This window comes from Janthinobacterium sp. GW823-FHT03B06, assembly GCF_058796955.1.
Genome location: NZ_JBXAJE010000002.1, coordinates 494,874 through 507,823 on the forward strand (window position 1 = coordinate 494,874; position 12,950 = coordinate 507,823).

At 51.6% G+C, this 12,950-nt stretch carries 12 protein-coding genes and 1 pseudogene; 6 read left to right on the forward strand and 7 right to left on the reverse strand.

Annotated elements, in window-relative coordinates; translation table 11 throughout:
• Positions 1-149 precede the first annotated feature (149 nt).
• Complete coding sequence (locus AC1RBA_RS08200; RefSeq protein ID WP_492417570.1) at positions 150-1,400, reverse strand: MFS transporter; 1,251 nt, start codon at positions 1,398-1,400, stop codon at positions 150-152.
• 59 nt (positions 1,401-1,459) lie between these two features.
• Between AC1RBA_RS08200 and AC1RBA_RS08205 the strand changes: the two genes are divergently transcribed.
• Together AC1RBA_RS08205 and AC1RBA_RS08210 are read left to right on the forward strand one after the other, a co-directional pair.
• Positions 1,460-2,455 carry a cupin domain-containing protein gene (locus AC1RBA_RS08205; RefSeq protein WP_492417571.1) on the forward strand — a complete coding sequence of 332 codons (996 nt, stop codon included), beginning with the start codon at positions 1,460-1,462 and terminating at the stop codon, positions 2,453-2,455.
• Positions 2,449-2,661: pseudogene (locus AC1RBA_RS08210) on the forward strand (integrase core domain-containing protein); the annotation flags it as partial. The gene AC1RBA_RS08205 and the pseudogene AC1RBA_RS08210, both read left to right, overlap by 7 nt.
• A gap of 231 nt (positions 2,662-2,892) precedes the next feature.
• On the opposite strand, the gene AC1RBA_RS08215 reads toward AC1RBA_RS08210, so the two are convergent.
• The 3 genes from AC1RBA_RS08215 to AC1RBA_RS08225 form a co-directional block, all read right to left on the reverse strand.
• Positions 2,893-3,333 (reverse strand): hypothetical protein, encoded by a 441-nt coding sequence (locus tag AC1RBA_RS08215; RefSeq protein WP_492417573.1) that lies wholly within the window; start codon positions 3,331-3,333, stop codon positions 2,893-2,895.
• A 251-nt stretch (positions 3,334-3,584) separates the two neighbouring features.
• Entirely contained in the window at positions 3,585-3,722 is a 138-nt protein-coding gene (locus AC1RBA_RS08220; RefSeq protein ID WP_162995750.1) for a hypothetical protein, read from the reverse strand.
• A 259-nt stretch (positions 3,723-3,981) separates the two neighbouring features.
• Complete coding sequence (locus AC1RBA_RS08225) at positions 3,982-4,290, reverse strand: hypothetical protein (protein ID WP_492417575.1); 309 nt, start codon at positions 4,288-4,290, stop codon at positions 3,982-3,984.
• 354 nt (positions 4,291-4,644) lie between these two features.
• On the opposite strand from AC1RBA_RS08225, the gene AC1RBA_RS08230 reads away from it, so the two are divergent.
• A complete protein-coding gene (locus AC1RBA_RS08230; RefSeq protein ID WP_492417577.1) occupies positions 4,645-6,060 on the forward strand; it encodes a tyrosine-type recombinase/integrase in 1,416 nt (471 codons plus the stop codon).
• Between the two features lie 481 nt (positions 6,061-6,541).
• On the opposite strand, the gene AC1RBA_RS08235 is transcribed toward AC1RBA_RS08230, so the two are convergent.
• Positions 6,542-7,687 carry an RNA methyltransferase gene (locus tag AC1RBA_RS08235; protein ID WP_492417578.1) on the reverse strand — a complete coding sequence of 382 codons (1,146 nt, stop codon included), beginning with the start codon at positions 7,685-7,687 and terminating at the stop codon, positions 6,542-6,544.
• Between the two features lie 347 nt (positions 7,688-8,034).
• Between AC1RBA_RS08235 and AC1RBA_RS08240 the strand changes: the two genes are divergently transcribed.
• From AC1RBA_RS08240 to AC1RBA_RS08250, 3 genes are all read left to right on the forward strand, one after another.
• Positions 8,035-10,170 (forward strand): hypothetical protein, encoded by a 2,136-nt coding sequence (locus AC1RBA_RS08240; protein WP_492417579.1) that lies wholly within the window; start codon positions 8,035-8,037, stop codon positions 10,168-10,170.
• 214 nt (positions 10,171-10,384) lie between these two features.
• Positions 10,385-10,771: a hypothetical protein gene (locus tag AC1RBA_RS08245; protein ID WP_492417581.1), complete on the forward strand. Its 387-nt coding sequence runs from the start codon at positions 10,385-10,387 to the stop codon at positions 10,769-10,771.
• Between the two features lie 406 nt (positions 10,772-11,177).
• Positions 11,178-11,339: a hypothetical protein gene (locus tag AC1RBA_RS08250; protein ID WP_492417583.1), complete on the forward strand. Its 162-nt coding sequence runs from the start codon at positions 11,178-11,180 to the stop codon at positions 11,337-11,339.
• Positions 11,340-11,644: 305 nt separating this feature from the next.
• On the opposite strand, the gene AC1RBA_RS08255 is transcribed toward AC1RBA_RS08250, so the two are convergent.
• A complete protein-coding gene (locus AC1RBA_RS08255) occupies positions 11,645-11,977 on the reverse strand; it encodes a helix-turn-helix domain-containing protein (protein WP_492417584.1) in 333 nt (110 codons plus the stop codon).
• A 3-nt stretch (positions 11,978-11,980) separates the two neighbouring features.
• On the reverse strand, positions 11,981-12,928 hold the full coding sequence (locus tag AC1RBA_RS08260) for a S1 family peptidase (protein ID WP_492417585.1): 948 nt from the start codon (positions 12,926-12,928) through the stop codon (positions 11,981-11,983).
• Positions 12,929-12,950: the final 22 nt, after the last annotated feature.

Sequence of the window (12,950 nt, forward strand, 5' to 3'; positions counted from 1 at the left end):
CAGGGCATCGGGCGTTTCGAGTAATAAATACTGTCAATCTATTTTAGGACTGGACATTTTCATCATACCAAACATACCGAAGTGACGATTAATGGGAAAATTTTCGGCTGACGTAAGCCCAATATGGAAAATTCGGATGTGGCTTGCGTTCAACCGTGCAGCACCGGGGCAGCGGTCGCACCGTGCTGCGGCAGCTCCACGCGAACTCTTAAAGCAATAACGAGAGCGGCGAACAGCATCACAACGCCAGCAATCATGAAAACGCCTGTCACGCCACCAAAGCCGAACATAATGCCACCCAATGCAGCGCCGGCAGCTATTGACGATTGCACCGCAGCGACGACCATGCCGCCTGCTGTCTCCGCTTGATCCGGGACAGCACGGGCTACCCAGTTGGACCAGGCGACAGGTACGCCGCCGAACGCCAGGCCCCACAGAGCGACCAAAAACATCAGGCCTGTTCCTTGGACTGGCAGCAGGATCATGCCGAATGCCGCCAAGCCCACCAGTGCAGGCATGAGCACTAAAGTGGCACGCAGGCTACGCTCCATTAGCCAGCCGGCCAGCAGCGTGCCAACGAAGTTGGCGACACCAAAACCCAGGAGCATCAGAGACAAACCATTTACATCTATATGGACAACGCTTTCAAGAGCGGGGCGAATATAGGTGAACAATGCATATTGCCCGGTATGGGCCAGTACGCAGCCCAACATCCCGATCCCAATCCCCGGGCGACGGAGCAATCGCAGCACCGATGTGGTACGCGTCATCGTGCGCGGCGCCATACGGGGCAGCGTGAACAATTGAAACAAAAGTGTCAGCCCTCCGACAGCCGCGGCTGCTATAAATGCACTGCGCCAGCCATATATCCCCCCTAAGTAACTGCCCAGCGGTACGGAAACGACCGTCCCGACGGCGATGCCACTGAATATGATGGATAGCGCTCGCGGCACCAGCATTGCCGGCACCAGTCGCATGGCCACGGCTGCCGCCATGCTCCAGAAGCCTCCTAACGCGACGCCCAGAAGAATGCGCATCACCAATAATACTGTCAAGCTTGAGGACAACGCCACCAGCAAGTTGGAGGCGATCATCAGCACCGTGAAAGCCAACAAGACGACACGCCGGTCAAAATTACGCGTTAGAACTGGCACCGACAGCCCGGCGAACATGGCCACTACGGCCGTCACCGTCACTGCCTGACCAGCTAGTGCCTCCGATACGCCAAGATCGAAGGCCATCGGGGTCAGTAGACTGGCCGGCAGGTACTCCGCCGTCAGTAAACCGAAAACCCCCATGGCCAGGGAAAACACTGCCATCCATGCCGCTCTCGCTGGCTCTAGAACAGACACATCGTTCGCGTTGGGCGTTTGCTCGGTAGCAAAAACATCGTTGTTCATCTCTAAAATCCCTAAAACAATCGGAGTCGAAAGTCTAGAGGTAAAATGCAGGATGATCTATGATGGCAAGTCCGGATGTTTTGATCGAAACACCTAAAATGAGCAAGCAAAATCAAATTTTTCCATTATCTAATCTCGTCAATGAACTATTGACAGGCATGCGCCTGCGTGGAGTCCAGTACCGGCGTATTCAGACCGGTCCAGCTTTCGGCATAGGCTTTGAAGACAAGCCAGGCCACGCCTACTTCCACTTCCTCGCTGTTGGCACTGCCTTCCTGTGTACCGATGATGGTGAGTTGCATAAGCTGTCCGCCGGTAGCGCGGTGTTCATGCCTCACGGCAGGAGACATCAGCTTCTATCGGATGCGGGTATTGCATTTCAGGACATCGAAAAGTTCGATGTCGCGCCCCTGGGTGAATCCGTTAGCGGAGTAGACACATGTCCCAGTACGCACCCCGTGCCCAGTGCCGTTATTTTTTACGGCTGCATGGAATTCGATCTCGGCGGGATGCAAGGGATCGGCAAGCTGATGCCAATTGTCATGGTGGCTGACACGCAAGCGCAAGGCTATCCCGGGTTGCTGCCTGTTCTTGATTCAATGAAGCGTGAAATCTGTGCCGGCCGTATTGGCTTTGCAGGCATTCTGGCTCGCCTGGCGGAGGTCGCGGCAGCAATGATCGTGCGCGGCTGGATTGAATGCGGTTGTGAAAACGCTTCCGGTCTCCTCGCCGCCTTGCGTGATCCGCGCCTTGCTCGCGCCATATTGGCGCTGCACCGCCAGCCTGGTCGTGAATGGACAGTTGCGCAGTTGGCTGCGGAGTGCCATATCTCCCGCTCTGTTTTCGCCCAACGCTTTGAAACCACCATCGGAGTGCCGCCCTTGCGCTATGCCACGGAATTGAGAATGCGCCTTGCCAGACAATTGCTCACCCACGAAAGAATATCCATCGACGTCGTCGCCCGACGCCTTGGCTATACATCGCAAGCCGCGTTCAGTCGTGCTTTTAAGCGCGTCATCGGCACGCCGCCGGGTGCCTGTCGGCAAATGCTTTGAGGAGAATAGCGGAGGGAAGCGCTGATCAATCCATTTTTCAGCGACATAACCGCACGGTGCGTTACGACTGGTTGGCCCATTATTTGTTTGAAACGCTCGAGGATATCGAGGATTTGGCAACCCGCTGGCTGTGGACTGGCAATCACGACCGGCCGAACACGGCACTTGGCGCCATCACGCCAAAACAGAAGCTTGCCATGGCGGCTCAAGCTCTACTTTTAACGCGCTCTAAGAGGGATTGCCATCCATGCCTGCGAAGGGAAATGGCCGAATAGACGGCACACCTCTTCGGGAATGAGGTCGTCGCCAAATAATCGTAGCGACGCTTCACATCTGTTGATGAAGCCCATCTGTCTCCCTGTTCACGACTGACCGCTTGTGGCCGGAGGCTGCTTAAAAGGCATCACCTAAGCATAGCGGACGCGCAGCGTCTCACTTTACAAGCGCTCGTCGTTAGAACCATGGATCGAAGTACTCGGGAGCAGAAGCCTTGCCTCCCTCATTGGCGCACCAAACCGTAACACGGCGCCTGACGTTGACAGCACCAACACCAAGCCGCCCTTGATTGTTATTTGATCAAATGGATTGGATTGATCCGAAACAAACGTCCAAACAGGTTCATGATTTTGCAGCGATTCAAAAACGACTACGCCGATCGAGCCGTGTTCCGCAGCCTCTCCGCACTTAACCATGTACCGTCCACCATACAACTCTTCTTGCGCCAGAATCGCGACATTGAGCCAACCGCCAAGTTCCCGTTTTTCACGTACCCTGGCCATTCTGGTTGCGTGCACGTCGTAGAGATCACCATTGCTGCACAGAAGGCCATTGCAGCTTCGCACCTCCTGGTTCTTCCACTTTGTTGCCATCACTGTCATTGATTCCATACTTAGAAATGGACGACTGCATGCCCTGAATTAAACAAGCTCTATTCTATCGGGCGGCTGCTCTTGCAGTCGTTAGCGTCGCTGAAAGTAGCCCGGGGAAATTCGACGCAGAATCGACTTGCGTTCAGAATCGTTGAAGACGATTGTGTTCTTGCCCGTAAAGGCAGGCAAGCAGCAGCGCATGCCTGTTCAACGTCCGCTCCCGGCCCAACAGCAGCTTTCCAATATCTTTTTCTGCGCACTTAATCAATGCCCATTTCATCCAGCCAAGATTCAAGTCCGAGCTCTTTTGCGGTTTGGATAAGGCATTTCTTTTCCTCGACGGAAGTTTTTTTCAACTCCGCTGAAATCTCTTCGAGTACCGCGACATCGTCGTCCAAGGCGTCGCCGGCTCGACTATTTATATATTGTGTGGCGAAAATTATGGCGCGTGCAAGTGTTTTGATATGACTCTCCGTGAATCGAAAAATATGCTCATCGGCGTCCGTCTTTGGCCGCTAGCGGCCCATGAGCATAACGACTTAGCAAGCGAGAAAGGTCACGTATTGTCACGTCAACGCGAATGACTGTTCCTGGCCGATGTCAGCCCTACGGCGTACGGCAACTGTCGCCCCAGAGCAGAGGCAGAGCGCCACATGTTTAATCGTGCAAAACAATCTGAACTTCGATGCTTCGCGTTGTCGCAAGCGCGCGGAGAAAGGTGCGGAGCATTCGAATCTCATCGCCAATCGCGCCGCTAGCACTTGGCAGGCCACAGACTAACACCCGCGCAGGTAATGCACACTCGCTGGCATTACAGAGCATATCTCGAAGAAAGACCCAAGTTATTTCCGTATCGATTGGCACGCCAAAAGCGACCGCAACGGATTGACGAACGAACAAAGCATTCTTGGCGTAGGTAAGATCTATCGTTACTTGCTTGCTGCACATATCTGTCGAGTCAATCATGGCCTGGCGCAGCTCTAACGCAGCGTCCGCTTCTGTAAACGGAAAAACCCAGCACCGATATTATACAAACGTATAATAAACAGTACTGGGTTTCTATACAGCTTGCGCTGTAACTCCTTGAATCTAATGGTCGGGGCGAGAAGATTCGAACTTCCGACCCCATGCACCCCATATACTTATATGTTGATTTCAACACACTTCAGCCGGTTTCAAATATGAAAAATACACCTTAAAAATCAATATGTTACGAATTAGTTTGTTTCAACAGACTTCAAGATATATCATAAGAGCCTAAGGATATGTAGGGGTAAATATAGGGGTAAATTTTGACTACCCCTACCCCGATGCAAAGCAATGGCAAAACTCACCCATAAAGCACTTGAAGCAATTCGTTCCGAACAGACCGGAACCGTCGTTCGCGAGGAAGGTAACCTGTTCGGTCGGGTGCGTACAAAGGGGGAGAATAACGTAGTGATATCGTTTTACTATCGCTTCCGTCTGCAAAACAAGCTTAAGGATTTTTCTTGCGGCACCTGGCCGACAGACAGTTTAAGCACGATCAGAAGCAACCGCGACGTGGCCCGAGCGCAAGTAGCCAATGGAATCGATCCGGGGATGGAGAAGAAAGTGGCTCGACATGCACGGCAAGAGGTAATTGCCGAAAAAATAGCATTGATTGAGCTACAGCGGACCGAGAACCTAACTTTGAAAAATTTGTTCGACTCATGGCTCGCCGACGGTGTGCGTCGGAAAGATGGCAACGCAATGATAAAGCGAATGTTTGAGGCAGACGTGCTGCCTGCCATTGGTAGCATTGAGCTCAAGAAGCTGACCGAGCACCACCTACGCACGGTGCTACGCAATATGGTTGACCGCGGTGTGAACCGGTCGGCCGTCATGATGCGCAACAACCTTACACAAATGTTCGCCTGGGGCCGCAAGCGACAGCCGTGGCGCAAACTCATGGTGGACGGTGACCCGATGGAATTAATTGAAATCGAGAAGATCGTGGCGTCGGACTACAACATGGATAACGCCCGTAGTCGAATCCTAACACTGGAAGAGATTCGAGAACTTCACCGGACACTGTACAGACTGCAGTCTGAGTATGAGAAAGCGCCGAACAAGCGCATCGTGCCACAACCGCTCGAACTGACCACGCAGCGCGCAATCTGGATTATGCTTTCGACCATGTGCCGTGTGGGCGAGATGTCGAAAGCTCGCTGGGAGAATATTGACTTCAATGCGGCAATCTGGCTTATCCCTAAGAAAGATGTCAAAGACAACGTGGCCGACCTGACAGTACATATGTCAGATTTCACGCTAAGACAATTCCGCCAATTACACCAAGTTACAGGCAACACCGCTTTCTGCTTCCCCAGTCGCAACGGTGACACACACATCGACCTTCGAGCGATCAGCAAGCAGGTTGGCGACCGCCAATCTCAGTTCAAAAAAGGTAGGGATGGTGGCCCAGCCAAGCCTCTGGCGAATCGGCGCACTGATAATACGCTCGTTCTTGCCGGAGGTGCAAATGGTGCTTGGACACCGCACGACCTGCGCCGCACTGGTGCCACCATGATGCAGGGGTTGGGCATACCACTAGACATCATCGACCGTTGCCAAAACCACGTGCTGGAAGGGAGCAAGGTACGAAGACACTACCTACACCACGACTATGCAAAAGAGAAGCACGCGGCCTGGGCAGGACTTGGAGATCAATTAGACGCAACGTTAGGCTCGACAGTGAGCAGTGCGGGCGAGGCTTAGAGCCCCTAACAAACCTCTCGGTATACCGCCAACAGATGAGTGAACAAGCGAACAAAAGAATGGCTTGGTGAAATTCTGCCGGTTGTTCGTGACGGATACACAATATACGAAAGCGTTGAAGCCAACCAGCGATGCGCCCAAAACCCAACGCCAAAATGGACAGTCCCTCTTCAAAGCGTATAGATACCTATTCACCAGCGCCGACAGCTACGGCGAGCACGCCGCCGCGGTCTACTCGTTGATCGGGCCGCCAAGCTCAATAACGTCGTCCCCGGAGCCTGGCTACGCCATGTGGTTAGCTGGGGCAATAACATCCTACTCCGGACCGACACCGCGGAGATTCCAGCAACCTGAAACGTGCCGCGTCTCAGCGATGTGATGCCACCATCCAGCATATGTCGCCGAGCAGACGTTTACCTTTCACGTAGAGATGCATTGGGGTGCTTGAGCGAAAGGAAGGAGCCGCTTTATGCTCAAAAAATCAGGCCTTGATCCGTTTCTGTTTTGTAGCTATTGCTGCTGGCCATTCCCCATGCGCGCGCAACAATCTTGCCGTCGCAAAGCCGTCTATGAATACAAAGCGACAAGGTGCAACGAATGCGCGTGAAAGCGCATAGGCCTCGGCTTGCTTACGAACCGCCGCGCCGATGAAGTGGCAGTGTTGAACAACGTACACTTGCGCTGGAATGTTGAAGAGCCGATATAGCTGGTCGCCGTTTTTCCCCAAATCTGTCGGCCGCATTGAGTGAAAGCATGCAGGGCCCTTGAGTAGAAATGCACCTGTTTGCCGTTGCCCCTCGATCGAAAGATTAGCGGAAAGAACGTCGCATTCCTCTCCGCCCCAGTCCTTAGGCACGTCGTGCTCCCCAAGAAGCCGACAAATCAACTCCTTGACCTTACGTTCGGGTACCTGACGCATTCGCTCAAACTCTGCCTTTGACGGCGTCCACTCTGAGTCAATACCTTTGAACTGAGCTATCTGTTCCGGCCTAATCTCTAATGATTGAAGAAAGGGAAGTGGGAGCCTGCGGACGTCGTCGACCAAGTCCCCAATAATATAGGGTACGGCCCGAATCGACTCTGGCTCGACTTCTGTTACGTACCCATATATAAAGATGTTGCCCACGGAGCCGGAAAGCCGCGTACTAGCTGTATCGTTGAGTAATCCGTTCTTTGAAAATTCAACGACCAATTTTTGGCCGGCAAGCGGTGGATCAAGCTTTTCAGTAAGTGAGCGCTGCGGGGACTTATTGGCATATGCGAATCCTTTACCATATGCATGCCCTTCGTAGATAAACTGCACCCCAGCTTTTATTTTTCCATCAAATGCAAGTTGTGTAAGCGTCTGAATCCGCCCAATTCGGATAGTATCGATCACGTGCGCGCCAACTAAATTGGAGAGAATTCCCGAAGACATTGCAACATCTCGCCCCTGTAATGCCGCAAGTAGATGTGCAGGCAGTCGTTCAACATCCAACATGCCAAGAACTCTATCGCGACTTAAATAATAAGCAGTTAATCGGGGCTGCGCGCACTCTCCAAAAGACTGATCATCATCTTGAGAGTGTAGTGGAAGGTAGTCATCTTCGTTGGGCTCGAACGTAGGCACGAATTCTGTGGTTTTCATAAATCAGTGGCTTAAAGATTGCGCTCTCGATAAGTTAATATATGCACATCGACACGAAGCTCTGGCGCCGGAATACTGTGCCGCTATTTTGATCACTTCAGGATAACATCACAACAACCAGGTATTGTTAAAAAATATGTCCCCTGTTAAGCACAATGGCTTGCCTGAGTTTGAGGTATTGCGATTTTTCCTAGTAAATTACGTCTTCGAATCAACAACCAGACAGAACCAACCGATGTAAGATGAATGCGCTCTGGCCAAGTAACCCAGTGTGAAGTATGCAAGTAGACGGAGATGATCTGAACCAGAATACTGTTGGATGCTAATAAGGAAATCGAGGAAATAAGATGACGTTTGATGAAGTTTTCCGCCAACTGCATACAGCGCAGCAGCCTGTTGCCACTGTAGTGGCGCTTAAGGCAACACTATCATCTAAGTCCGCGGTTGATAAACAAGCTGCAGTCGACGCTTTGAAGGCCGCCATTTTACGCAACCGAACCGGCCGTGCTCTCACGGCCTCTAGAACATTACTAGTATTGCTGGGTCCCGAGAAGGCCCTAGCATGCTTGAAGCGCGAGCGCATATTGCGCGCCTCCACTTTTGACTTCGATTCGCGCGCCATAGGGAGCGTTGTTGCCGATTGGATTAAGAACGCTACTGCGTATGGCATAGACGCGGCTGGTGTCATCTACTTGATGTCGATGGCCGCACTGTACACACTTGCACCATCGCTGCGCACGCTGTTCCACAAACTTGTGGTGCGACTGGAAGCTGGTGGCGAGCTTATGATTAATAATTTGTTGGCCGAGGTCGACGCCGCAATTTGTTTTCCGGATCGGGTCACGCTTGGCGAAAAAGGCGCCCCAGATGTCACCCATGAGGAACTCGCTGAGGCATTTTCATACCTATTGGGCGTGTTTCATCTCCGCAAGCTAGGCGGCATGCATGTGCTGGGCTTAACATCCCCAAATGCTGGGTACAACATGAGCTTTCGGGAGCTACTGGATGACTCCCTCAAAATCTGTCGTTATAGAGAAGTGGAGGTGGAACTCGCAGGGCTCCCGTACTATGCTGAATGCGTTGGTAACCAGGTTTATGTGAAATCTATCGATCCCACCCTGGAGCACTCGGTCAGAATTGGGTACGTCCAAAAAGAGATGCGACAGCACGTAGATCGCCATCGCCTGGAGCGCGCGCGGGCTGAGAACAAGATCATGTCGATGTCGACATTCGCGGACCGGTACTTTGCGACGTACGGAAATCAGGTAGTGCAGCTACAGCAGTTTCCAATACCTAGATTTAGGTTGGAGCTGCCGATGTCGCCCAAATTAGCGCAGTTATTTAGCGACGGCAAATACTTTCTGGAAGACTTGTCGATGTTCGAGTCCCTTGGATGGGAGGAATATATCGAACCGATAGAGGTTCCCGATGCCATTGTTGATGGCAGCATTACGGTACATGACCTGATTAAGGTTCAGCGCCTATTCAAATTTATGCATCAGGGCTTGCTTCATGCAGTTGAGCGCCATGTTCCCTACAATGAGCAGGCGGGCCTTTATATGAAGTCTTGTCTGCCCACGTTCTCGCACGACAAGCTGATCAGCATACTGGCCTTTGCGGTTGGCGATGCCAAAGCAAGTGCGATACTCCCGCTGTTGACCGCCGATCTGGCTGCATCTGATCTCGACATTTATTACACGCCCCTTATCCAAGCACGCGGCTGGTACATGCTTCCAATGGCGATCATTTCGAACGTCAATCTTACACGTAATTTGCTTTGTAAGTTGCGTAACCGCATGGTGCCAGTGGGGCCGAATAGAATTGATCGTATGCAGTCAGAGCTTGCCCTAGCACTTCGGAAAGCAGGATTCCGGGTGGCTGAGGAGATCAATTTGACTGTCGGCAAGAACAAGCTGGAGGTCGATCTGTTGGCTTGGAAGGATGAGCATGTGTTCATTTTCGAGTGCAAAAACACTTATCATCCTTGCAATATCTACGAACTGCGCAACACATATGACGCGATGGCCGGGGCTTCGGCCCAACTGACATTGCGCCAAAATTGGCTGGAGGACGCTGTCAACCGGCGAGGCCTGTTTGGTCGGATCGGATGGAACACGCCTGATTCAATGACGGTGTACACCTGTATTGCACTGGGTAATCGCGTGTTTAATGGTTACAAATTCGATGAACGACATCCGGTCAGACAAGTGCACGAATTGTGTGGCCTGCTAAACTTCGGCTATGTGGAAATGCAAGATGGGCTGCGGCTCCGATTATGGGAGTATGAAGTGTTTACCGTTGGTGATCTCATTGCCCATCTTAAGGGAAGTACCATGCTCGCCGAAATGCATAATGCGCTACAAACGTTAAAGTTGGTGACACCAATCGGTGACATGCGCTTGATCCGATCTACCTGTGGACTCAACCTCAACGAACTCAAGGTTGCAATATTGGGGCGCTTTCCCGCAATGCCTGCTGTTTAAAGGTGACGAACGTGTTTTCCTTGGCTACACGGTGTCGGAATTACGCTCACTGCGTTCGCGTTTGAATAGCTTCGAAGCATAGCGTGGGCTAATACCAGCCATGTGTGCCAACCCATGGATTGTCCGGTTTGCCAATTTCTCCTGCAATTTCCGTAGTACTGCTGCGAGTAGCGATGCGTCTGCAGCACGCACTTAGCACAAAGGAAAAATCCCGATGAAACTATTTATCCGTACGCTTAGTGTGATCATGGCGGCACCTCTTCTCACGTACGCCGCCGACCTGGCAAGTGCACCGCATCTATGCGTGATCGCCCCTACTGAAGACTTTACCAAGGCAACAATATCTCAGCTGACTGGAAAACTCTGCGGCTCTCTGCTAATGGCGAAAATAGCAAGTGAAGAAGCTACCTTGATTGACAAACGGCTTAGTTCGAGAAAATGGGACGCAACAAACAAAAAAGAGTGGGCCGACATTATGGCAAGAGGTATATTTGTCCTTGCTGAGCGTGATCTGTGCATTAACACAGCAGTTAAGGTGAGAGATGTGTTTCTACGCCGGTTTGAACATGAGCCGCAATGCAGTGCGGTGAATAAGAAGTGATCGATAGTAGCCCCAAAGTACACAAACCATCATCTGGGCGGCATCCAAGACAAGGAATAATCTATGTCTGAGCAATTTAAATTTAGCGTGGTCAGCTACAAAGCCGTTCGCAGCCGGGAGATCGGGAGTAGTGCTCCACCACAACGACTCGGATTGAGCAGCGCTCTTGTCGATTGTCCCTGCGACCATTCCTGGATCGCAATGCCAAACGTGGTCTCGACGGCGTTTTGGGAGACATTCTGGTTACTTGCCCTACCTGCCATCTATCCGAAAGCTTACCTGAAGGCTTCCAGGCGGACTGGTAAGGATTCATGAGATGGCTGCGACACGACAGTCGCGGACGCTGAGGGTTGCCATCTTGGCGTCAGCGCCTTGCGAGGCGTTTGCAAGAGGAGGAGGAGCCAACGTGAGCGAATTAAAGCTCATCGCGGGCGTGGGCGTGATCGTCTTTATGTTTTGGCTATTCTCTCAAGTGAAAGTAGATACACGAGCCATGCTCGGTGGCATGCTGCTACTCATAGCTTTATACTCGGTGGCCCAGTTGATCCAATGGCTGTTTCACCTGTGACGAGGCTGACATTGGCAACGTGGCTAAGCGACTGTAGTGCGCCATCAAGGAACTTGAACAGCATCTTGGCGTGCAATTTGCTAAAGGACACCGGCAGTGTCTAATCGTGGCGCGCCATCTTACTGACAACGCTACGCGATCAGGGGCCTGCAACTGCGGGCCACAGCGTCGCTTTCTGTACACCGATTGGCTTTGCTTTCAGACTCTCACCAACCTCCAGAGGCCCAATGCAGTACATCAGATCAATGCCGTCTTCGACTAGATTTGGTCAATCCTGCCAACAAGCGAGCACATAAAGTAATTTATTACCTTAAACGCGACTTTTTAGGCAATAGTTCCGGCTTGGAATTACTACTCCGGCGTTGTATACCATCCGATGGCAAGGATACTTTCGCAGACTCGAATAGCTCAGAGCGCGTGATATCTAATGCGCAACATAAATTTGCAAGCGTCAATACTAAAGAATTAGCTACGCCGCGCTCAATCTGCGAAATGTAGCTTCTGTCCACTTCAGCATCAAATCCAAGTATTTCCTGCGATTTATCAGCTGTAATCCTCTTCGCCTTCACGCTCTTCCCTATCGCCGTGCAAATTGGATTACGTTTATCCAAGGGCTTCGATGCATTCTGAGCAGTCATAGATTAACGCTCAAATCGCCGTAGCGCCTTTTGTAGCTTCCAGTAAAACCAACATCTAGCAATGTGAAAGGTTTGCCACGGCCGCAATATCAATCGCTGACCAAAGCTGAAAAAGACATTTGCAAGAGGTGGATCAAACAATACTCGTTTCGCTAGACCGAGCTCTAACAAAGTACGCCCCCTCGGCATTGGGTCCTCTGGAATTAGAGAAATGTCACGCATCCAAAGGTCCAGCACGCCTTTTATCGGAATCTGAAAGGAGATGTCGGTCCCTTCGTAACTACTACAGTTGACCCCGCATATACGTCCCTTGCCATCGAAGACAGGGCCTCCGCTATTAGCGCCATATATGGGCATGTCTGACTGGAAGCATGGAAATGGCAACATGCTCGTATCCCGAGCCTTCTCGAAAATCGTTCCCACATGTCCGAACTCTTGACGTGTCATGAAGCAGATGTCAAATTCAATTCCATAATCTGGAATTCCAATGGTTGCATTGAACTTCGACGTGGTCTTGCCCTCGTAGGTTCCATCAAAAAAAACCTGTTCTTGCGAAACGAAGGCATGCGTGGACACGGCATCACCAATCCGACGCTCATCTAAAGTCATTTGCAACGGCCATGTCAACCTGCCTTCTGCGTCGTCGGAACCTTCAGTTTCACAGAGCGCAAGGTCAAAGGTCTTATCCTTATAGCTCTTTCGGAGGACTCTCGGGGTATGTGTGCGGTCCGGTGACATGCACATGGCATAAATGGGACCAGTGTCAACACCATCTATCCCTATGTTGTCATTGATTACATGCCATGCTGTGATTAGATGCCCTCGTTCAGTCACCCAAAAACCAGTACCGATTAGCGTAGCTTCACCCGTCAGGCTGACTTTGTAAATAGGCGCGATCCCTATCAATTCATCCCCAGAATGTGGGTTTGGGCGGAGCTTATTCAGTATCATACGCCTGCGTTGCTATGTCCTT